This window comes from Pseudoalteromonas sp. SWXJZ10B, assembly GCF_015864475.1.
Lineage (GTDB): Bacteria > Pseudomonadota > Gammaproteobacteria > Enterobacterales > Alteromonadaceae > Pseudoalteromonas > Pseudoalteromonas arctica.
Genome location: NZ_JADYXD010000002.1, coordinates 53,571 through 75,552 on the forward strand (window position 1 = coordinate 53,571; position 21,982 = coordinate 75,552).

A 21,982-nucleotide genomic window follows, 5' to 3' on the forward strand; every position below is an offset into this window, starting at 1 on the left:
TGTGCTCACTTTTTTATTGCACATAGCCACTAGCGAGCAGTTTTTCTCAAACTTTTCATTAAACACGCTAGCTGTGAGCAAACACCGTCACCAAATTAGCGAACCCTTACCATGACCATAATTAATAACACCCAATACCGTAAACCCTTACCGGGCTCAAATGTCGACTACTACGATACCCAAGAAGCCGTAGATGCAATTAAGCCAGGTGCATACGCCACGCTACCTTATACATCGCGTGTATTTGCCGAAAATCTAGTACGTCGATGCGACCCTGCCATGTTAACCGATGCACTTAATCAGCTAATTGAGCGCAAGCAAGATTTAGATTTCCCTTGGTATCCGGCGCGCGTAGTATGCCACGATATTTTAGGCCAAACGGCACTTGTTGATTTAGCAGGGCTTCGTGATGCAATTGCAGCTAAAGGCGGCGATCCGGCAAAAGTGAATCCGGTAGTCCCTACGCAGTTAATAGTTGATCATTCGTTAGCGGTAGAGCATGCCGGTTTTGATCCTGACGCATTTGAAAAAAATCGCGCCATTGAAGACAGACGAAATGACGACCGTTTTCACTTTATAAATTGGACAAAAACTGCCTTTAAAAATATTGACGTTATTCCACCGGGTAACGGCATTATGCATCAAATTAATCTTGAAAAAATGTCGCCGGTTATTCAAAACCGAGATGGCATTGCATTCCCAGATACACTAGTTGGCACCGACAGCCACACGCCACATGTTGATGCGCTAGGTGTTATTGCTGTGGGTGTAGGTGGGCTTGAAGCTGAAAGCGTAATGCTGGGCCGTGCTTCTTATATTCGCTTGCCCGATATTGTCGGTGTTGAGCTAACAGGCAAGCGCCAACCCGGTATTACCGCAACCGATATTGTGTTGGCCATTACTGAATTTTTACGTGAGCAACGTGTTGTTTCTACTTATTTAGAGTTTTACGGTGAAGGTGCCGACGCGCTTACACTTGGCGACAGAGCAACCATTTCGAACATGACACCTGAATTTGGCGCAACTGCAGCCATGTTTTATATCGATGATAAAACAATAGATTACTTGCGTTTAACAGGCCGTGAAGAAGAACAAATTGCCCTTGTAGAAAACTACGCAAAAACAGCGGGCCTTTGGAGCGATAGCTTAAAAACCGCAAAATACGAGCGTGTACTTAAGTTTGATTTATCAAGCGTGGGACGCAATATTGCGGGTCCGTCTAATCCGCACCGCCGTGTATCGACAAGCGATTTAGCTAAAGAAGGTATTTCGGGCGTTGTTGAAAATGAAGAAGGCTTAATGCCAGACGGCGCATGTATTATTGCCGCTATTACTAGCTGTACTAATACGAGTAATCCACGCAATGTAATTGCCGCAGCATTACTTGCCCGTAACGCAAATGCAAAAGGCTTAACGCGTAAACCTTGGGTTAAAACTTCATTAGCACCGGGCTCAAAAGCAGTGCAATCATACCTTGAAGACGCAAACCTACTAACAGAGCTTGAGCAACTTGGCTTTGGCATTGTTGGTTTTGCGTGTACTACCTGTAATGGGATGAGCGGGGCGCTTGACCCTGTTATTCAAAAAGAAGTAATCGATCGCGATTTATACACTACAGCGGTGCTTTCGGGCAATCGTAACTTTGATGGGCGTATTCATCCTTACGCTAAGCAAGCATTTTTAGCGTCGCCTCCTTTAGTTGTTGCGTACGCCATTGCAGGTACTATTCGCTTTGATATTGAAAAAGGGATACTAGGGCAAGATCAACAAGGCAACGATATTACGCTTAAAGATTTATGGCCATCAGACGAAGAGATTGATGCAGTAATTAAGCAAAGCGTTAAGCCTGAGCAATTTAGAAAAGTATACGAGCCAATGTTTAATTTAACCGTAGATTACGGTGAAGATAACGACCCACTTTACGACTGGCGCCCAGAAAGTACGTATATTCGTCGCCCTCCTTATTGGGAAGGTGCACTTGCGGGTGAGCGCACAATGACCGGTATGCGTGCGCTTGCAGTTCTTGGCGATAACATTACAACGGATCATTTATCGCCATCAAACGCAATTATGGCAAGCAGCGCTGCTGGCGAATACCTGACCAAAATGAACGTCCCAGAGGAAGACTACAACTCGTACGCAACGCACCGGGGCGATCATTTAACAGCGCAGCGTGCAACATTTGCAAACCCTAAACTACTTAATGAAATGGTACTGGACGAAAACGGCGAAGTTAAGCAAGGCTCTTACGCACGCTTAGAACCACAAGGCACTAATACTCGTATGTGGGAAGCAATCGAAGCTTACATGGAGCGTAAACAACCGCTTATTATTGTAGCCGGTGCCGATTACGGGCAAGGTTCGTCGCGCGATTGGGCAGCAAAAGGCGTAAGACTTGCAGGCGTTGAAGTAATAGCAGCTGAAGGTTTTGAGCGTATTCACCGTACTAACCTAATTGGTATGGGTGTTTTACCGCTTGAGTTTAAAGCGGGCACAACGCGTAAAACTCTAAAGCTGGATGGCAGTGAAACGTACGATGTAGCAGGCGATTTAAAACCAGGTGCCACCGTTAATTTAAGTATTACTCGTAAAGACGGTGAAGTACTCACTGTGCCTATGAAGTGCCGTATCGATACCCAAGAAGAGCTTTCTATTTACGCGGCTGGTGGTGTGTTACAACGCTTTGCACAAGACTTTTTAGAAGCAGCACAATCTGCATAAGGGCAAGCATTATGTTTAAACCGCAAATTAAAGTGCCTGCAACCTATATGCGTGGCGGCACCAGTAAAGGTGTATTTTTTAATTTAACTGACTTGCCAAAGCCTGCTCAAGTAGCAGGCGAGGCGCGGGATAATTTATTACTGCGTGTTATTGGCAGCCCCGATCCGTATGCTAAGCAAACGGATGGCATGGGTGGTGCTACATCAAGTACTAGTAAAACTGTAATTTTAAGTAAAAGTGGGCAAGCTGACCACGATGTAGATTATTTATTTGGTCAAGTGGCAATAGATAAACCTTTTGTAGATTGGAGCGGTAACTGCGGCAACTTAACCTCAGCAGTGGGTGCTTTTGCCATTAGTAATGGTTTGGTCGATAAAAACCGAGTGCCCGATAACGGTGTTGCTATTGTGCGTGTGTGGCAGGCTAATATTAAAAAAAGCATATTAGTGCATGTCCCCATGACAAATGGCGAAGTACAAGAAACCGGCGACTTTGAGCTCGATGGCGTTACTTTTGCTGCAGCTGAAGTAAAACTTGAATTTATTGATCCCGCTGATGGCGATGGCGCGTTATTTCCAACAGGTAATGTAGCTGATGATTTAGAAGTACCGGGTGTTGGTACTTTAAAAGCAACAATGATAAATGCAGGTATTCCTACCATATTTATTAACGCCACTGATATTGGTTATACCGGCACAGAGCTGCAAGACGATATAAATAACGATGTTGCAGCGCTTAAAAAGCTTGAAACCATTCGTGCTTATGGCGCTGTTAAAATGGGCTTAATCACTAACATTAGTGAAGCGCAAGCTCGCCAACATACGCCTAAAGTTGCGTTTGTTGCATCGCCTTTAGATTATAAAGCGTCTAGCGGAAAGCTTATTGAAGCTGCAAATATCAACTTGTTAGTACGCGCTATGTCGATGGGTAAACTGCACCATGCCATGATGGGCACAGCTGCTGTTGCTATTGGCACGGCTGCAGCAATCGAAGGCACACTCGTAAATATAGCCGCTGGTGGCGGCGCATTGAGTGAAGTTAACTTTGGTCATCCGTCGGGCACGCTAAAAGTAGGTGCTGAGGCTAAAAATAATGCTGGCAACTGGCTAGTTACCAAAGCAAGTATGAGCCGAAGTGCACGCGTATTAATGGAAGGGGTTGTAAGAGTCCCTCAGTAATTACTAAACATTTACTTTAGGTAAGTAAACAAGTTTTATAAACGTTTGCTTAGCTAAAGTAAAACCTACTAACATTCATTATAAATAATCCTTTTTCATTAATTTTTCGAATTATCCTCTTTTTTAGCTCTCATCCATCGCATTTACTTGAAGAATATAATTAACAAACTAGATTGTATGTAATATTCATTTAATAAAGTGAATATATTGTATCAATATGTGCTGGTTCTTTATGAGTGTCTATAGGTTATTGAATAATAGAGATGCTGATAAAGAAGTAGCTCATAGAATAAAGATAAATACTTCTATAAAACGTATAAATATGTAGCATAACTATATAGCTTAATGGTATTTTTAATGTTCTGGTAACAAAGGTTATGATTGTGTACTTTTTTAATGCTTTTTAAACATAAAAGCTTACACAAGCCACTATCAACTAAACTAATTTCTGATACTCATTCCAGGCTATCAAGGAGAAATAAATGGTAAAGCGTACGATCAAATTTACACCTATTGCAGCTTCAGTTGCACTTACATTAGGCTTAACAGCATGTGGTTCGGACAATGACAGAAACATTCCTGTTACACCTGTAGAATCTTTTACTGCAACAGGTGATGCACAGTTCAACATTGAAGTAACTGGTAAAGCAGTTAAAGGTTCAATGAAAAGTGCAGTAGTAACTGTAATGACTTTAGATGCATCTGGTCAAAGCGTTCCTGTTGCGTTTCGCTCAGCTGCTTCAGCAGAAGCAGAGTCTTTTTCTGAAGAAGCACTATCACAAAGTGCTGCTGATGCTGCAGTAGAAGCAAGTAAAATTGCTGCTAACCCTGAAGTATTAACTGATGAAAGCGGCCGTTACAGCATCTACTTAGATGATGACTTTACTGGACCAGTTTACATTACTGTTAAAACGTCTGCAGAAGGCGATGATAGCTTTTTACGTTGTGATGCTTACGTAGGTTGTGGCGATTACGATGTAGCGCCAGAAGAAGATGACGTAAATGATGGCGATACTGCGATTGAGTTTGGCGAATGGTACAAAACGGACCTAGAGCTTTCAGTTGTTAAATTTGTTCCAGCTGTTGAAGCAGATACATCTGGAGTAAGTGGTGCAGCTGGCGATCTTAATGTTGCTAGTTCTTATAAAGCTAATGTTACTTTCTTAACATCGTTAGTGGCGGCTCTTCTTCTTGACTCAGGTTCAAGTGTAGATGAAGACGCAATTGCTAAAGCAAGCTTAGATACTGTTGTACAAGTAATGGGTCAAGACGCTGCACTTTTACTTTCAGCTATTATTGGTGATTTATCTAACGGCGGCGCTGTAGATTTAAGTGATGTTGATGGCGAAGAAGAACTAACTGACGGTATTTTAGCAATTGCACAGCTTTCATCTTCAATTCAAGGTTTACCTTCAATTGGTGATGTAATGAGCAGCATTAAAGCTGGTATTAAATCAGGCCAGTTTAAAGGTAATGCTGATGCTAGCATTGCAGCAATAGCGACAATGTTACAAACAGCTATTACAAATACTGCAAATGTTTTTGTTGCCATTGCTACTGGTACTGAAGATGACATTAAAACTGCATTAGAAGCCGCTTTCGCAGCAAAAATTCCAGCTCCTACTGCTGGTGAGATAGTTGCATTTGCTGCTAACTCAGCTGATGTTGCTAAAAAAGCAAAAGCTGCTAAAGATAAAGCTGTTAAAAATGGTGCAGCAACTGATGCGAGCCTTGCAGCCGCTGCAGTGAAAATTAAAAAAGCACTAGAAGTAATTGGTTGTACTGGCGCAGAATGTACAGTTGGAGATGACTTTTATACAGCTCTAGCAGCTGCTTTAACATTAGAAGTTACTGCTTCTCAAACTGCACTTACTGCATTAGAAATGAGCATTGAAACAGCTCAAAGCTCACTTGTAGATGTTCAAGCAATGGGTGGCGATGCTCTTACCGCTGATAACGCAGCTGCATTTGTAAGCGCTGTTACATTACTGAAAAATGAAGCTGCTACAGCTGGTTTAACAGCTAAAGCGGGTTCTATTTTTGTTAAATCACAAGGCTATGTAACTGCAGCAAAAGCGTTAGTTACTCAAAGCTCTGATTACCAACAAGTTCTTGATTCTGCAACGTCGTTGCAAACAGACGCATCTGTTGCTGTAACTGACACAGTTGCATACGACATTGCATTAGCTGCACTAGTAGCAGAAGCAGAAACTGCGATTGAAACGTTTGATATTGCTCTTGCTGCAGCAAAACTAGTTGCTGAAGACACTGCAGACGTTGCTGATGAGAAAAAATCAGTAGCAGACACAGCTGAAGCGGCTTCTACTAGCGCACTTGCTAACGCAGAAAATGCAATGGTAGATACAGCTGCAAACGCAACAGAAGCTCTTGAGCTTGCAATGACTGCCGTTACTGCTGCGTCTGATTTTGCTGCTGCTGTTGATGCACTTGAAATTGCTATTGAGCAAGCACTTGTTGCTGCGAATGAATACTTAGCTCTTGAAGGCGAAGGCGCACAAGCAATGATTGATGCGCTTACAGCTATGCAAACAGCTGCTGTAGCTCAAGGTGAACTAGCTAGCGAGCAATTTGTAACAGCTTATAATCTACAGCTTGCTGCTGAAACTGCAGTTGCAAAACTTGAAGTACTAACTTCTGTTAAAGCTACATCAGAGTCATTATCGACTATGACTGTGCTTACAGGCACTGGTGCTGATGCAGTTGCTGATGCAGCAGATATTCTTGCAGACGTAATTGATGAATTAGCTGAAATGGGTAATAACTCAGGTACAGGCACATCAACTCGCAATGCTGATTGGGACTATGCTTACAGCTTAGATGATCTTACGCTAATGCTTAGCAATGCTACTACAGGTGAGATGATTAATGCAGCGGCTTCTTATGAAGGCGACAAGCTTGTTGTTGCTTGGGGCGCTACATTAAAAGGTGAGAATGACGTATCTGTTGAGCTTGTTACTGCTGCTACACAAACACAAGCACTTACAGATTGTGTTGATTTTGCAGCCGGTACAATTGATGCTACTCAAATCGATTCATGTTTAGTATTTACTTTTGATGGCGCAGTAACTGCTGATAATGTAGATGATGCAGAAATCATAATGACTGAAACGGCTAACCATGTTGAAATCATGGATGGTGATTCTGGCTTCACTGGTATGTTAAGTATTACAGCTGATGATGCAACAGATTCAGGCTCTATTACATTAGAGGGTGTTTCTGGTGATGTAGACTTTAAAGTAATGACTACATACCTTGACAGCGACATGGAAGAAGCAAGTGCTTTAGATATTACAGTAAATAATGCAATGGGTTACACGTTGTCTATTACTGGTAATGAAAGTGCAGGTTACACTGGTGACGTTATGGCTATGTACAATGAGATGATGATGTCTTTTGGTACTGCAGCTAAAACAACAAACGGTCTTTCAATTACTTACATTGATGGTGACGTAGTTGATTACACTGATGTTGATTTAATTGATTCATCTAAGTAATATTTAAACTATAAAAGGGGAAAGCAGCGCTTTTCCCTTTTTTTATAGAAAGCGATTAAATTATGAAAAAAAAAATTCTCTTGTTAGGATTTTCAACAGCTTTTATTTCTCCTCTTGCTTCCGCAGATAACCAATTTCAAATTTTTACCCACTTTGACGCAGAAATTTATACAGAAGCACAACCAGTACAAGCCTTTGTAGATGATTTTGATGCTCCATTAAAATCGGGTGACAGTGCATTCACCTATAATATATTTGAAGTAGGTGTTGGCTACGGTAATTTTAAGGTCGGTTTACAAAGTCGTTACGACTATGTTCTTAACTTTGATCCTGATACAGCCAAATATACTCATACCGAAAAAAATGATCTAGAGTTTGAAGATAGATTTTATACATATTACCTTGATGCTAAACAAGCAACGTCTAACGGTGTATTTGTATCTTATGATTTTAAATTTTTAGATAAAAATGCATTAACAATAACACCTAAACTTTCTGTTTTTGCCAGCTCGCACTATCAAGATGCCACTGTAAATGGTGAAATTTATAGTGATGAAGTTGAAGGCGCTGTAACTGTCGATTACAACTTTTCAAAAGACATATTATTTAAAAAGTTTTCACCTTCACAAAAACCTGAAGGGCTTGGCTATAGCCTAGATATTTTTGCTGATTGGCAAGTAAATGATGAGCTTCAAGTTGGTTTTAGCGTAAAAGATTTGCTCTATAAAACAGAGTACGAAGACAGCGGCTCTGTAAAGGGTCAAACTACTGAGATCCCATTTAGCGAAGATGACAACGGCGATATTATTACTCAGCCAACAGTTTCATTAAAAACATCTGCATTTGGAAATACGGTATCTCATGATTTAGAAATGGAAATGCGACTACAAGCATTTGCCGATTACAGAATAAACGACCGATTTTCGACTCAGTTAACTTTAAAACGTTACGACAAAGACACGTTCAGCCAATTAAAAGGCCGTATACACTTTTGGGATCATTGGAAAGTACAGGCAGGCTATGAGACAAAAAGTGAAGCATTTTTAGTTGGTATAGAAAACGAGTATTTTGGTCTTAATTTACAAACTGATAGCCTAGATTTAGATAAAGCCTATTATGCTAATGTGAATTGGTACGTGAACATTAAGTTTTAAGGAATGAAGATGTTAAAACAAATTATACCCTTAGGGGTAGCTATTGCATTGGTAGGTTGTGGTTCTTCATCAGACAGTGACAGTTCAGAATCTGTTGCAGTGAGTGAGATTGCTACATCTTCTTCTGTGAGTTTTTATGTATCTAATTGGCAATCACCACAGGGCACGCTTAATGTTTTAGATAGCGACGGGGTGGTGCAAGAATCAATTGAAGTCGAAAACATCAATACTGCGAGTGTAAGTGTAACTCCACTTACTTTTAATAGTTTTGAGTTTATACCGAGTGATACTGCTCTACCTTGTCCTCGCTTTACAGGTTGTGGCAGAACAGTTCGTGGTGATGTAAATGACTTAAACGCAAACCGTTTAATAGACTACCAAGAATTGACAGCCGTTACTCTTAATTACAAAGCAGATGCATTTAGTGCACTAGGTGTAAATACGGTTTATTTATCGCCATTGAGTAAAGCAATTACAGATGAAGGCTTTAGTGCTACGCAAGCTAGTTTATCAGCCACGCCTTTTTATCATTTAACGCACAGCAATTTAAATGCAAGTGTTGAAGCAGAAATGGTTACTAATGCATTTACTTACGCGGCAATTTTAGCTGGTGTTGCTGATAGTTCGTTTAGTGTTGAAAGTGCTTTTAATGCATTTACTAACTTAGAGACTGACCAGCAAGCATGGCAAGATTATAGCGATTTAGCAGCGCAGTATGTTACAGATAACTTATTTAGCGACCAAGGTAATGCTTTACTGCAAAATGTAGCTGGTCAAGTTAAGCAAACGATTGCAAGTGTAACTACATTTACAAATTGGCAGGCTCGTTCAACAGAAGTTCAAAGCTTAGATTCAAGAGAGTTACTTGTTGATACACGAAATATTATAGGTGCAGCAAGACTTCAAGAAAAAAGCTATTCAGATGAATTAGACGCAAAATTCGCTGAGCTTGAAAGTGCGTTTGATGAAGACACACAAAGAACACTTGATGCACTTACTAATGCTTTAAACGAAGTTATTACAAATTATTCACCACTAGCTGATGGCTCTACACCATCAGGACAATATAAACTTCGTGACTTAGATATTGATTACAGCCAATCACCTTATACTTGGGCTATAACTGGCACATATGATGATTTACCTATAACAATTGATTTATCAATTCCAACATTTAGAGTAAGTGGTGTATTAGGTAATAAAATTGAAGGTGTAATGAGCGCAACAGTCACAAATGGTGCTACGGTTTTAAGTGTAGATGTAAGTGAGTTGCTAATTCAGTTTGATGGTATAGATGCTCAAAGTGAATTAAATCCAGAAGCCGACACAGGTATTACACAGGTAACTACCAATGTAATTATCAATAAAGCCGCTGGTAAACTTGAAGGTGACTTATCACTAAACTTAAATCGCTTTGTTAATTCATTAGGTGAAGAGTCTACGACGTTATCTACTTTTGATTTTAATGGTGATTACGTAAGTGACATTCAAGACACTGCATTTCATATCACTGCAGTAGAGGCTTCGCCTTTTATTGGTGAAGATAATGACGATTTAGCATTTACTTTTGAATTAGATTTTCCGTTGAGTGGTGCAAGCGATTTTAAGTTTGCTTACGTGGGCGATGTTGAAAACTTATCAGAACTTACCTCTACAGATATATTTGTTAGCATAAAAAACCGTGCGTTAGATTTACGTATTCGTGATGTTAGTGGCAACATTAATCTAATAGCGAAAGGCGAAAATGGACGTTGGTTAGATGTAAAGCAAAAGGGCCGTAATTACAGTGGCGGTTTATATTTTGGTGATACTAAACTAGCTGATGTTACTGCAGTACGTGGTATTCCTGGTGTTTTATTTCCAAATGGTGAGTTTGAATCGTTATTTTAACCATTAGTTAAGTAGTTTTAGAAATATTCAAAATCCGATATTAGTTTTCTAGTATCGGATTTTTTAATGCTTGTTATATTAGTTAAATGCGCCTGAATCAAGGTAGCTGCCGATCCCGAGTGTAAACATCCATATCCCCCATAAACTATGCTCAATAACACACACGACGGTTGAGCGGCTTTGTGCATAGGTATAAGCAAACAGTAAGCCACCTAAAAAGGCTAAGGCTACTGCAATCCAATTTGCATACACAATATGCGCCAACGCAAATACACTCGCACTAACTACAATACGCACTGCTTTTTTGGGCATGATGCGTTTATAACGATGAAAAAAATACGTTCTGAATATTAACTCTTGAGGAATAACCGACAGTATTGGGTAGAGTAGCAACAGTAAAAGCCAATCATTAAACGAGTTGCGGGGAAGGGTAAACCAGTTGCCCTGATGAATAATCCCGTAAAACATACCTGAGAACAGTGCACCTAAAAAAAAGAAGCTAAACACACGTTTTTTAACAGCAGAAAATTGCCCAAGGCTTGTAAGCCTAAAACGTTTAAAGTGGGGATCGCCCAGTAGCAACATACAACACACGCTCATTAAAATAATAAGCGCAGGAATAAGCCAGTTAGCTAAATACTCGCGTAATACAAAACCCAATAAGGGTAGTAACACAAAAATGAGGGTAAATTCAAACCAGCGATATTGATTGGCGTTCAAGGTCGTCTCAACTTGTTTTTTTAATAAGCTATCAAGCTAAGACGACATTTTTATGACGAGATTAGTAATCTACAAAGTGATCTATAAAATTATTTTGCAGGTTCTTCTTCACTAGGGAGGTATTTGTACAAGGCAATAATAGTGGCAAAAATACTCACAAAGGTAATACCCATTAAACCAAACACTTTAAAATTAACCCAAAAGTCGAGCGAGAAATTATATGCAATATAAATGTTTAGTGCTGCGATGCCAGCAGTTATAGCAACCCACATTAGGTTAAGCTTATCCCATAATGGTTCTGGGACTACAATGGCTTGTTTTGTATCATTAGCATTTTCGAGGATTGAGCTAAGCGCTTTTTTAACGAGATTTTTCTTAAGTACATAACGGCTAACAAGTAACGTTAAGCTTAAACCTGCGTATATGAGTGTTGCTTTCCATTTTATGTATTGCTCATCATGAAGTACCAGCGTTAACGTACCAAACACGGCAGCAATGCCAAAAAATATCCACTGACGAGTTGGCACAGAGCCATGTTTAAAGTAGCTATAAGCAACTTGAATGAGTGTAGTTGCCATTAATAAACCGGTAGCCCAGTAAATATCGACTAGCTTAAAAACTGCAAAAAACAGTATGAGTGGGATGTATTCAATTAATGCGTGCATAGCTTACCTAAATTATACAAAAAAGAGTCAAAGGCTTTTTACCACATAAAGCTTAACAACTACAAGGTTGACTTGTTGCCCTGTAACCCTTAGCCTGCGTGGCTTTATTGCCAATTTGGTTTGGTATTTTTTATATCATCATATTCCCACGCTTAACCAACACTGATTTGGCGTGTATTTAGGAGCCTAAAATGAATAAAGCAGAACTCGTTGCTGCCATTGCACACAAAAGTGAATTAACAAAAAAAGATTCTCAAGCGGCGCTTTCAAGCTTGCAAAAAGTAATTACTAAATCGCTTTCTGAGGGTGATCAGGTTCAAATAAATGGCTTTGGTACGTTTGCACTAAGTTATTACCCAGCGCGTACTGGACGTAACCCGCAAACAGGTGCTGCAATTGAAATAGAAGGCGCTAATAAAGCGGTTTTTAAGCCTGCTAAAGCGTTAAAAGATCTACTTTAATTCTATTTAAGGTTTTAAACCCCGTATTGATAGATAAGTTACATGAGCGCGAAGTAAATTCGCACCTACGGGTATATGTTGTAGGTGAGGTTTTACACCTCGCGTTTGGTGGCTTTAAATTATATGAGCTGGAAATAAATTCGCACCTATGTAGATTATTCATAATCTCTAAATGATTTACATGGTATTATAAATCCCACTTACATTAAATCCTTTATTTTCAATTGCTTGCCATCGGCATGCATTATGCTGTTTAACTGTGTGTTTCGAACATATTTTTAAATAATACCAGTCCGCTTATATATGGGGTCTATTGAACGTTAAGAAAATTACGCTAGAACTAGGCAAAAATTTTTCGTATTTAGTTGTTCTAAATGAAAGGTTTTTAACGACGTTATAGTGCGATTTAATTCGTTAAATTGCTCAAAGATTTATGCAGGTTGGTATCAAATAAGGAGATCTCAATGAGTACATTACAAACAAGCACGCGTTTACAAGGCAAAAAAATTGCAATTTTAGCCACTGATGGGTTTGAGCAAAGTGAGCTTTTATCTCCACGCAGCGCATTACTTGATGCCGGTGCAAACATCGAAATAGTATCAATTAAAGAAGGCCAAATTACGGGCTGGGATGAAGATAAGTGGGGCGATAAAGTAACAGTAGATAAACTAGTTACAAACGCAGACCCTGCTGATTACGACGCGCTTATGCTTCCTGGTGGTTTATTTAACCCAGACAGTTTACGCCAAGATAAAGATGCTAAAGCCTTTATTGATGGCTTTTTTGGCGCAGAAAAAAACAAACCCGTTGCTGCTATTTGCCATGCGCCGTGGCTGTTAGCTGAAATTAATAAACTGCGTGACCGTACCATTACCTCTTTTCCAAGTATTAAAAGCGATTTAATTAATGCAGGTGCCAATTGGGTTGACCAAGAAGTATGTGTAGATAAAGGCCTAGTAACAAGCCGTAGCCCAGCCGATTTAGAAGCATTTAATGCTAAATTTATTGAAGAGATTTTAGAGGGTAAACACCAAGCTCACTAATTTTTTTAAAACGTTTGGATATTGCTATAGCGTTTGATTTTTAAAAAACAAAAAAGGGCATTTTAAATGCCCTTTTTTAATGCGTATAAAACACGCCCTAGTTAACTTATAGCGATGTCGCTGCTTTCATATCAGCTACAAATACTTTTAGTTGCGCGGTCATTGTTGGTAAATCATTAAGGTTAGCTTCAATAATTTTAACCACGGCAGAGCCTGAAATAGCACCGGCTGCTCCTGCATTAAGAGCCGCTTTAACATCATCTGGCGTTGAAATGCCAAACCCTAAAAGAGCAGGCGCTGCATGGTATTCTTTTAATTTAGTGACAATATTACCAGCAGGCATTTGTGCCTTAGTATCGGTACCGGTAACACCTGCGCGCGATAGTAAATACGTGTAACCACGACCGTAAGAGGCGCACTGGCGAAGTGTGTCGTCATCCGCATTTGGTGTTGCAATAAAAATTGGGTCTACACCGTTATCCATTGCTGACTTTCTAAACATTTTAGATTCATGCAGAGGCACGTCAGCCACTAAAATTGAGTCTACGCCTACTGCTTTTGCATCTTTATAAAATGCTTCTATACCGCGTTTAAACACAAGGTTTGAATACAATAATAAGCCAATTGGAATATCAGCATTATACTCACGTATTTCTTTAATAATATCAAAGCAATCTTGTGTGTTAATGTGCACATCGAGTGCGCGAATATTAGCTTTTTGAATTACTGGACCATCTGCAATTGGGTCCGAAAACGGGATACCAAGCTCAAGCGCATCTGCTCCGCCGTCAATTAGACTTTTAATAATCGCAATACTTTGCTTTTTACCTGGGTCGCCAATCGTTACAAATGGTACAAACGCACCTTGTTTTTGCTCGTTAAGCGCTGCAAACATTTTGCCGTAACGATCCGTTTTTACTTGGCTCATAGCTGACCTCTTTCAGTTAGTACATTGTGAACGTGTGCTAAATCTTTATCGCCACGACCACTCAAATTAATCACTATAACACTCTCCTCGGTTAGCTCCTCTGCGTACTTAAGCGCATAAGCTAGCGCATGGCTTGATTCAAGTGCCGGAATAATACCTTCATTTTTAGCAAGCGACTGAAACGCATCAAGCGCTTCTGTATCGGTAATACCCACGTATTGAGCGCGACCAGTTTCGTGTAGAAATGCATGTTGAGGACCAACAGCTGGGTAATCAAGACCCGCTGATACAGAGTAAGACTCTTCAATTTGGCCATCGTCATTTTGCATAATGTACGTATAAGTACCGTGCAATATGCCTTTAGTGCCTTTACAAATTGTTGCACCGTGTTCATTTGTATCAAGCCCTTTACCAGCTGGCTCAACACCAATTAATTTAACGCCTGGCTCGTCAATAAAGTCAGTAAACATACCAATCGCGTTTGAACCACCACCAACACAGGCAATAACAGCGTCAGGTAAACGACCTTCTGCTTTAAGTACCTGTTGCTTGGCTTCTTCACCAATAATTTTTTGATACTCGCGTACAATTGTTGGGAATGGGTGAGGACCCGCAGCTGTACCTAGTAGGTAATGTGCGTCTTGGTAGTTTGCTGACCAGTCACGCAGCGCTTCATTTACTGCATCTTTTAATGTGCCAGAACCCGCTGTTACCGGAATAACCTCTGCGCCCATTAACTTCATTCTAAATACGTTAGGTTGCTGACGATCAACGTCTTTTGCACCCATATAAATACGACATTTTAAACCCAGTAAGGCACACGCTAGCGCTGTTGCAACGCCGTGTTGACCGGCACCTGTTTCAGCAATTACTTGTTTTTTACCCATACGCTTAGTAAGTAACGCCTGACCAAGTACTTGGTTCGTTTTATGTGCGCCGCCGTGTAGTAAGTCTTCACGCTTTAGGTACAGTTTTACTTTTGGATTTTTAACTAAATTGCGCGTTAAAGTAAGTGGGGTAGGACGACCCGCATACTCGTTTAATAATTTACTTAGCTCTGCCTGAAACTCAGGATCTTTTTGTGCTTTGTTAAATTCATTTTCTAACTGCTTAAGCGCAGGGACAAGTAACTCGGGTACAAACATACCGCCAAACTCGCCAAAATAAGCTGGATTTTGCATTTTAACCTCAATAATTTCTGATGCTTGTGAAAGCATTATGTAATTTGTTAGGGCACTTTTTACCCGCAGATTCTTCAACGCCTGAGTTTAAGTCAAGGCCTAAGGCACCTTTAAAAAGCGCATCTTTAATATTGTCTGGATTTAAGCCTCCAGCGAGCATAAATGGTGTAGTTGCGCCGCTAAGCACCGACCAATCAAATGCTTTACCAGTACCGCCAGCTTGTGTATCACTGTGCGTATCGTAAAGGTGTCGATCAACCCCATTTACAGGCGTTGGCAATGCATCTTTTATTGCTTGGGCTTTCCAAATTTCGCAATTAGTTGGTAACTGTGTACGCAACTCAGCAATGTAATCGTCACTTTCTTGGCCATGTAATTGAACTGCCGCTAATTTTAGCACACTTGCGTATTGAGCAACTTGCTCAATGGGAGCATCTACAAATACACCAACAAAGTTAAGTGGTGCGCTTTGGCTCAGCTCTCTTGCACAATCTAAATCGACATAGCGAGGCGATTTAGGATGAAAAATTAAACCACCATAAACAGCACCGTTTTGATATGCCGCTTGTGCATCTTGGCTACGTGTTAAACCACATACTTTATTGTCACCTAAAATAACACGGCGACATGCTTGCTCTAAATCACGCTCGCCCATAAGTGAGCTGCCAATTAAAAAGCCATCGCATAATGGAGCTAAACGTTTTACGTCTTGATGGGTGTAAATACCCGATTCCGAAATAACCACTTTATCAGCCGGAATAAGCTTTCGTAGTTTTTCAGTAGTGGCTAAGTCGGTGCTTAAATCGCGTAAATCGCGGTTATTAATACCAATAATTTGTGCATCAAGTGCAAGTGCGCGGTGTACTTCTTCTTCATTACTTACTTCTGTTAACACCGACATATTAAGTGAATCGGCAACAGCATGCAGTGCTTTAAAGCTTTCGTCATCGAGTACCGAAAGCATCAGTAATATAGCATCGCCGCCATAAATTCGTGCCATGTACACTTGGTATTCGTCTATAAAAAAGTCTTTACAGATAAGCGGTTGTTCTACTTGGCTGCGCACAAATTCAAGATAGTCAAAACTGCCTTGAAAATATTTAGTATCAGTTAACACACTCATGCAGGTGGCATATTTTTTATAAACCGATGTGATTTCGGTTAAATCAAAAGGGTCTCTAATTAACCCTTTTGAAGGCGATGCTTTTTTACACTCTAAAATAAACTGAGTGCCAGGTGCTGCAAGTGCTTTATAAAAGCTACGGCTTGTAGGCACTGCAAGGTGCTTAAAGCTTTCAAGTGGGCGTGCGGCTTTACGCTCAATTAGCTCTAATTTTTTATCAGCAACAATTTTGTCTAATACATTAGCCATTACTTACCTCAATAATTGCACTTAGTGTGTTCATGGCTTGCCCTGAACTTAATAATGTTTGTACTTGTTTTGCCCCTTCTTTTAACGTTTTTGCTTTACCTGTTAGGTATAAAAGGGCAGCTACGTTAACCACAATAGCAGCATTATGTGCATCTGTGCCTTTGCCTTGCAAGATGGCAAGGCTAGCATTTGCGTTGTATTGTGGGCCTTCACCAGCGAGTTGTTCAAGTGAATAGTTTGCAAGGTCAAAGTCGCTTGGGTTTAGTGTGTACTGCGTAATCTCGCCATTATTTAGCTCAACTACCGTTGTTGGGCCGTGTAGGGCTATTTCGTCAGTGCCCGAGCCGTGAACAATCATAGCGCGCTTTGTGCCAAGGGTTTTAAGTGTTTGTGCCATTGGCATACACAACGCTTCGTTATAGACGCCGAGTAATTGCACTTCAGGTGCTGCAGGGTTAGCAAGCGGACCTAAAATATTAAAAATAGTGCGTGTTTTAAGCGATGTTCGTACGCCCATCGCATGGCGTACGCCACTGTGATAGTGCGGTGCAAACAAAAAGGTAAAATTGGTTTGCTCAAGACATTTTGCTGCTTGCTCTGGGCTCATATCTATATTAATGCCCAGGGCTTTGAGTAAATCGGCTGAGCCTGAATTACTCGATACACTGCGATTACCATGTTTTACCATGTTAATACCAGCAGCAGCGGCAACAATTGCAGCCGTTGTACTTATATTAATTGTGTTTGAGCCATCGCCACCAGTGCCACAGCTATCGGCAAGTTGCGTACTGCTGGTAGTAAAAGCAACGGCGTTTTCGCGCATTGAAGCTGCAGCGCCTGCAATCTCGTCGCTTACTTCGCCTTTAATTTTAAGGCTTATAAGTAGGGCGGTTAGCTCAATTTCACTCATATTACCTTGCATTATTTCATCAAAAAGCGCTTTGGAGTCTGCGTAGCTTAATGATTGCCCCGTAATTAGTTGCTCAATAGCGTATTGAACATTTATGGGTTGTTCTGGTTGTGTACTCATAATGTCCTCTTTTATTTAGCGCGTGTTAAGTAAGCGACACTTTGCTGAAGTAGCATTGCGCCGTTTGGCGTTAGTATTGACTCTGGATGAAACTGGTAGCCCAATGCGTTGTCATCATGATGATAAATAGCCATAGGGATATCTTCGTACTGGGCAATAACCTCAATATTATCAGGTACTTTTGTTGCCATTAATGAATGGTAACGTGCCACAGGCATTGTATTTCCCATACCATCAAATACAGGGTGCTCGCCTAAATTAATAATTGAAGACTTACCATGTACGGTTTCACCCGCGTGACCGATTACTCCGCCGTAGCTTTGTGTTAACGCTTGTTGGCCTAAACAAATGCCTAGCATTGGGAAGTGGCCTTTAGAGAGCTCAATAAGCTCCATTAAACAGCCCGCATCGCTTGGTGTTCCAGGGCCAGGCGAAAGTACTAATAGCACTTGGCCTTGCTCTTGGCGCATTTTGTTAAAAATAACCTCAGCGCTAATGTTGTTTCTGTAAACAACCAGTTCGCAGCCAAGCATCGTAAGCTCATCAACAAGGTTATATGTAAATGAGTCAAAGTTATCTAAAAAATAGATTTTAATAGGATTCGCTTTACTCATTTTATACCGCCTTATACGTAGATTTTATGGCGGTGATAACCGCTTGTGCTTTAGCGCGAGTTTCGTTTGCTTCTGAAATAGGATCTGAGTCAAACACCACACCGGCACCTGCTTGCACATACGCTTTGTTATTTTTAACAAAAGCTGAGCGAATAACAATACAGCTATCCATTGCGCCATCACCGGTTAAGTAACCTACTGCGCCGCCATAGCTGCCACGGCGTTTACCTTCAGTTTGACGAACAAGCTCAGCAGCACGAACCTTTGGTGCACCAACAAGCGTGCCCATGTTCATACACGCTTGGTAAGCATGCAGTGCATCAAGATCGGGTTTTAGTGTGCCAACAACGCGTGACACTAAATGCATTACTTGTGAATAGCGGTCTACTTTTAATAGCTCTTTGGCAAAACGAGTACCTGCAACACTAATGCGGGCTACGTCGTTACGGGCTAAATCGACAAGCATTAAATGCTCGGCGCGCTCTTTTTGATCGTTTCTAAGTTCAAGCTCAATGCGGCTGTCTAGGTCTGGATTTATTTGCCCATTAGCAAATTTGCCACGTGGGCGAGTGCCAGCAATTGGGTATACTTCAACTTGCTGAGATTGCACTGTGTATTTAAGTGCTGATTCAGGCGATGCGCCAAATAAAGCAAAGTCTTCATCGCGCATATAAAACATATACGGACTTGGATTTTGCTTTTTAAGCTGGCTATAAGCATGCAAAGCGTCAGGACAAGGTAGTGAAAATGTACGCGACGGCACTACCTGAAAAATATCGCCATCAACAATATTCTTTTTAAGCTTTACTACTTGCTCACAGTACGTTTCGTCACTTATATCAACGCTTACGTCACACTCGCCGCTTTGCATATCGGCACTAAATTCAGCAGCGTTATCACATAGTGTATTTAAGCGCTCAAGCTCTTTACCTACTTCAAAGCAGTTTGCATGTACGTCTGGCCCGTTAAATACATTACCAATAAGCTCAGTTGTTTGTTTTTGATGATCAATAACCACTAAGGTTTCGGCTAAATAAAATACGTAATCTGGGCAGGTGTTTTCGCCGTCTGGCACGTCACTTAACTGTTCAAAATTTGCCACCATGTCGTAGGCAAATACACCGCCTAAAAACACCGAGAAAGGATTGTTAGTAGTACTTTTAATACTGTTAATACAAGTACGTAATGCGCTAAATGCATTATCGGCAACCAGCTTGCTCGCCTCGTCAATATCATTATTAGCGCTTAAGTACTCAAGCGTTAATGTTGTATCGTTTAGCGTGGCTGTACAGCTTTTAACATTAGCGTGTAAGTAGCTAAGCAGTTGCTGCCCGTTATTTGACTTTGCAGTAACGGTTACCGTTTTACCTTGACATACAATGCGCAGGGCACAATCGACTAAAATTAAACTTTTTACACTGTCTTTAGAATCAATCTCAGCCGATTCAAGCAGTAGTGAGTTAGGCTTATCAAGTGCCGCGTATAATGCAAGAGGGCTACTAATATAGTCGCGTACTTGCGTAATACTTGTTACTTCGCCTGGTGTGGTAGTTATATGACTAAAAATCAAACCTCATTCCCTCAAAAAATTAAACCCCGCAATGCTTTTGCAATGCGGGGTTTGAATAACGATATCTAAATTACAAACAGATCATTACCGTCCCGCTATATCAGGCGCCACCACCAACGATGTGTAAGAGTAAGACCGTTATTCATGTTTTTCTGCCTCAAAATTTGTTAAATATTTTTAACGTATACGTTTCGTAAAATTTAGTTATAAAAAAACCCGCATAGTTGCGGGTTTTGAATTTTTGTTAGACACGACAATTCATCACCCGATAATTACGAGTGCCACCACCAAATAGTGTTTAAGTTTGAATTGATCATTATTGTTAATTCTTAATGTGTCTGAAAGTGGCTACAGTAAAACGTATCTTATGCTTTTGTGTCAAGTGTTTATTTAAAACAATTTAGTCAAAAAAGTTGTTATACTTACACAAACACCAGTAACCCTTAATTTTAAGCAGTTTTCTTTTGATAAAATATGATTTACATAGCCATACCACACATTCAGACGGGCGTTTAACGGTTGAAGAATTATTGCATCGCGCTGTTGATAAAAATATTGATGTGTTTGCTATTACCGATCATGACACTGTGGCGGCTATTAAGCCTGCGCAGCAATTTATTAAAACCGAAAACTTACCGCTTTCATTAATAACGGGTACCGAAGTGTCTACTAAATGGGAAAGCTTCGAAATTCATATTGTAGGTTTAAATATTGATATTAATAATATTGACCTTACCTCTTTATTATCAGCTCAGCAGCAAAAGCGAGAAGAGCGTGCACTAGAGATTGGTGTTCGCCTTGCAAAAAATGGCTTTGATGGCATTTACGAGCAAGCTAAAGAGCTGGCAAAAGACGCGCAAATAACGCGTGCACATTTTGCACGCGCCCTTATTGAGCGTGGTGTTGCTAAAAATTTCCCGGGTGTTTTTAAAAAGTACTTAGGGCGTGGCAAAACAGGCTACGTACCAAGTTGCTGGTGCACCATGCAAACCGCTATTGAGGCCATACATGCCGCTGGTGGTGTTGCTGTACTTGCGCATCCAAGTAGCTATCAAATGTCAAACAAGTGGCTACGCAAATTATTAGTAGAATTTAAAAGTGTAGGAGGGGACGCAATGGAAGTTGCACAACCTCAACAGGCGCCAAGCGAACGTCAATTTTTAGGTGAACTCAGCCGTGAGTACGAACTACTTTGCTCGCAAGGGTCTGATTTTCATTTTCCGACAAGCTATTTAGAGCTTGGCAAAAATTTATACCTACCAAAAGATTGCCAAGGTGTTTGGCAAGCTTGGGAAGGAGAAGAAGGGGCATTAACATGAGTCAATTATTTCATATTCATCCTGATAACCCGCAACCGAGACTAATTAGTCAAGCCGTTGATATTATTAAACAAGGCGGCGTTGTTGTTTACCCAACAGATTCGGGCTACGCCATCGGTTGTAACATTGGTAATAAGCAAGCCAAAGAGCGCATAGAGCGTATTCGTGGTATTGAAAAAAACGATAATTTTACGCTAGTTTGCCGTGATTTATCGGAGTTATCTACTTATGCACGCGTAGATAATCAGCTATTTAGACTCATTAAAAATAATACGCCAGGGCCTTATACCTTTATTTTTAAAGGCACAAAAGAAGTCCCTAAACGTTTATTAAACGACAAGAAAAAAACCATTGGCATGCGTGTAATTGAGCACCCAATTGCTTGTGCATTGCTTGCCGAACTTGGTGAGCCGTTAATGTCGTGTTCTTTAATTTTACCAGGTGAGCAGTTTACAGAATCAGATCCTGATGAAATATTAGAGCGATTAGATAAACACGTTGATTTAATTATTCACGGTGGCCACTTAGCCGAGCAAGCAACCACGGTAATCGATTTGTCGGAAGATGAAGTCAAGATTTTGCGTGTTGGCTGTGGTGATACAAGCCCATTTGAATAATAAA

General features: G+C 40.5%; 17 protein-coding genes. 9 read left to right on the top strand and 8 right to left on the bottom strand.

All coding sequences use genetic code 11. From position 1 onward, the window contains the following. The first annotated feature begins 111 nt into the window (after window positions 1-111). The 5 genes from acnD (at window position 112) to I6F54_RS02225 (ending at window position 10,458) form a co-directional block, all read left to right on the top strand. Complete coding sequence (gene acnD, locus I6F54_RS02205) at window positions 112-2,721, top strand: Fe/S-dependent 2-methylisocitrate dehydratase AcnD (RefSeq protein ID WP_197139488.1); 2,610 nt, start codon at window positions 112-114, stop codon at window positions 2,719-2,721. Window positions 2,722-2,732: 11 nt separating this feature from the next. Beyond that, entirely contained in the window at window positions 2,733-3,899 is a 1,167-nt protein-coding gene (prpF, locus tag I6F54_RS02210; protein ID WP_101163596.1) for a 2-methylaconitate cis-trans isomerase PrpF, read from the top strand. Between the two features lie 482 nt (window positions 3,900-4,381). Continuing rightward, entirely contained in the window at window positions 4,382-7,414 is a 3,033-nt protein-coding gene (locus I6F54_RS02215) for a hypothetical protein (protein ID WP_197139489.1), read from the top strand. A gap of 62 nt (window positions 7,415-7,476) precedes the next feature. Further along, window positions 7,477-8,568 (top strand): hypothetical protein, encoded by a 1,092-nt coding sequence (locus tag I6F54_RS02220; protein ID WP_024607186.1) that lies wholly within the window; start codon window positions 7,477-7,479, stop codon window positions 8,566-8,568. Window positions 8,569-8,577: 9 nt separating this feature from the next. After that, window positions 8,578-10,458, top strand: a complete 1,881-nt coding sequence (locus I6F54_RS02225) for a hypothetical protein (protein ID WP_197139490.1) — start codon at window positions 8,578-8,580, stop codon at window positions 10,456-10,458. Window positions 10,459-10,536: 78 nt separating this feature from the next. On the opposite strand, the gene I6F54_RS02230 is transcribed toward I6F54_RS02225, so the two are convergent. Continuing rightward, complete coding sequence (locus tag I6F54_RS02230) at window positions 10,537-11,178, bottom strand: CPBP family intramembrane glutamic endopeptidase (protein WP_165727361.1); 642 nt, start codon at window positions 11,176-11,178, stop codon at window positions 10,537-10,539. Between the two features lie 89 nt (window positions 11,179-11,267). Next, a complete protein-coding gene (locus I6F54_RS02235; RefSeq protein WP_165726114.1) occupies window positions 11,268-11,843 on the bottom strand; it encodes an inner membrane-spanning protein YciB in 576 nt (191 codons plus the stop codon). Window positions 11,844-12,034: 191 nt separating this feature from the next. Here I6F54_RS02235 and I6F54_RS02240 point away from each other — a divergent pair, with 191 nt between their 5' ends. Next, complete coding sequence (locus I6F54_RS02240; RefSeq protein ID WP_007375441.1) at window positions 12,035-12,304, top strand: HU family DNA-binding protein; 270 nt, start codon at window positions 12,035-12,037, stop codon at window positions 12,302-12,304. Between the two features lie 464 nt (window positions 12,305-12,768). Then, on the top strand, window positions 12,769-13,347 hold the full coding sequence (locus I6F54_RS02245) for a type 1 glutamine amidotransferase domain-containing protein (protein ID WP_007582489.1): 579 nt from the start codon (window positions 12,769-12,771) through the stop codon (window positions 13,345-13,347). 106 nt (window positions 13,348-13,453) lie between these two features. Here the strand turns inward: I6F54_RS02245 and trpA are convergent, their stop codons facing one another. Genes trpA through I6F54_RS02275 form a run of 6 tightly spaced genes read right to left on the bottom strand, consistent with a single transcriptional unit; the run spans window position 13,454 to window position 20,042 of the window. After that, the gene (trpA, locus tag I6F54_RS02250; RefSeq protein WP_197139491.1) at window positions 13,454-14,275 is read right to left on the bottom strand and encodes a tryptophan synthase subunit alpha; all 822 of its coding nucleotides are present in this window, start codon (window positions 14,273-14,275) and stop codon (window positions 13,454-13,456) included. Further along, window positions 14,272-15,456, bottom strand: coding sequence for a tryptophan synthase subunit beta (trpB, locus tag I6F54_RS02255; RefSeq protein WP_024590412.1), 1,185 nt, complete (start codon window positions 15,454-15,456; stop codon window positions 14,272-14,274). The genes trpA and trpB overlap by 4 nt, the downstream gene beginning before the upstream one ends. Window positions 15,457-15,463: 7 nt before the next feature. Further along, on the bottom strand, window positions 15,464-16,828 hold the full coding sequence (gene trpCF, locus I6F54_RS02260; RefSeq protein WP_197139492.1) for a bifunctional indole-3-glycerol-phosphate synthase TrpC/phosphoribosylanthranilate isomerase TrpF: 1,365 nt from the start codon (window positions 16,826-16,828) through the stop codon (window positions 15,464-15,466). Next, on the bottom strand, window positions 16,821-17,858 hold the full coding sequence (trpD, locus tag I6F54_RS02265) for an anthranilate phosphoribosyltransferase (RefSeq protein ID WP_197139493.1): 1,038 nt from the start codon (window positions 17,856-17,858) through the stop codon (window positions 16,821-16,823). Before trpD ends, trpCF begins: the two co-directional genes overlap by 8 nt. A gap of 11 nt (window positions 17,859-17,869) precedes the next feature. Further along, entirely contained in the window at window positions 17,870-18,472 is a 603-nt protein-coding gene (locus I6F54_RS02270; protein WP_007582498.1) for an aminodeoxychorismate/anthranilate synthase component II, read from the bottom strand. Between the two features lies 1 nt (window position 18,473). Then, a complete protein-coding gene (locus I6F54_RS02275; RefSeq protein WP_165740700.1) occupies window positions 18,474-20,042 on the bottom strand; it encodes an anthranilate synthase component 1 in 1,569 nt (522 codons plus the stop codon). Window positions 20,043-20,506: 464 nt separating this feature from the next. Between I6F54_RS02275 and rnm the strand changes: the two genes are divergently transcribed. Beyond that, the gene (rnm, locus tag I6F54_RS02280; RefSeq protein WP_024590417.1) at window positions 20,507-21,361 is read left to right on the top strand and encodes an RNase RNM; all 855 of its coding nucleotides are present in this window, start codon (window positions 20,507-20,509) and stop codon (window positions 21,359-21,361) included. Further along, complete coding sequence (locus tag I6F54_RS02285; RefSeq protein WP_024590418.1) at window positions 21,358-21,978, top strand: L-threonylcarbamoyladenylate synthase; 621 nt, start codon at window positions 21,358-21,360, stop codon at window positions 21,976-21,978. The genes rnm and I6F54_RS02285 overlap by 4 nt, the downstream gene beginning before the upstream one ends. The last annotated feature ends 4 nt before the right edge of the window (window positions 21,979-21,982 follow it).

Excerpts from the sequence above, each read along its gene's own strand:
- acnD (WP_197139488.1), top strand. The coding sequence starts at position 112 with ATGACCATAATTAATAACACCCAATACCGTAAACCCTTACCGGGCTCA.
- prpF (WP_101163596.1), top strand. The coding sequence starts at position 2,733 with ATGTTTAAACCGCAAATTAAAGTGCCTGCAACCTATATGCGTGGCGGC.
- I6F54_RS02215 (WP_197139489.1), top strand. The coding sequence starts at position 4,382 with ATGGTAAAGCGTACGATCAAATTTACACCTATTGCAGCTTCAGTTGCA.
- I6F54_RS02220 (WP_024607186.1), top strand. The coding sequence starts at position 7,477 with ATGAAAAAAAAAATTCTCTTGTTAGGATTTTCAACAGCTTTTATTTCT.
- I6F54_RS02225 (WP_197139490.1), top strand. The coding sequence starts at position 8,578 with ATGTTAAAACAAATTATACCCTTAGGGGTAGCTATTGCATTGGTAGGT.
- I6F54_RS02235 (WP_165726114.1), bottom strand. The coding sequence starts at position 11,843 with ATGCACGCATTAATTGAATACATCCCACTCATACTGTTTTTTGCAGTT.
- I6F54_RS02240 (WP_007375441.1), top strand. The coding sequence starts at position 12,035 with ATGAATAAAGCAGAACTCGTTGCTGCCATTGCACACAAAAGTGAATTA.
- I6F54_RS02245 (WP_007582489.1), top strand. The coding sequence starts at position 12,769 with ATGAGTACATTACAAACAAGCACGCGTTTACAAGGCAAAAAAATTGCA.
- trpA (WP_197139491.1), bottom strand. The coding sequence starts at position 14,275 with ATGAGCCAAGTAAAAACGGATCGTTACGGCAAAATGTTTGCAGCGCTT.
- trpB (WP_024590412.1), bottom strand. The coding sequence starts at position 15,456 with ATGCAAAATCCAGCTTATTTTGGCGAGTTTGGCGGTATGTTTGTACCC.
- trpCF (WP_197139492.1), bottom strand. The coding sequence starts at position 16,828 with ATGGCTAATGTATTAGACAAAATTGTTGCTGATAAAAAATTAGAGCTA.
- trpD (WP_197139493.1), bottom strand. The coding sequence starts at position 17,858 with ATGAGTACACAACCAGAACAACCCATAAATGTTCAATACGCTATTGAG.
- I6F54_RS02270 (WP_007582498.1), bottom strand. The coding sequence starts at position 18,472 with ATGAGTAAAGCGAATCCTATTAAAATCTATTTTTTAGATAACTTTGAC.
- I6F54_RS02285 (WP_024590418.1), top strand. The coding sequence starts at position 21,358 with ATGAGTCAATTATTTCATATTCATCCTGATAACCCGCAACCGAGACTA.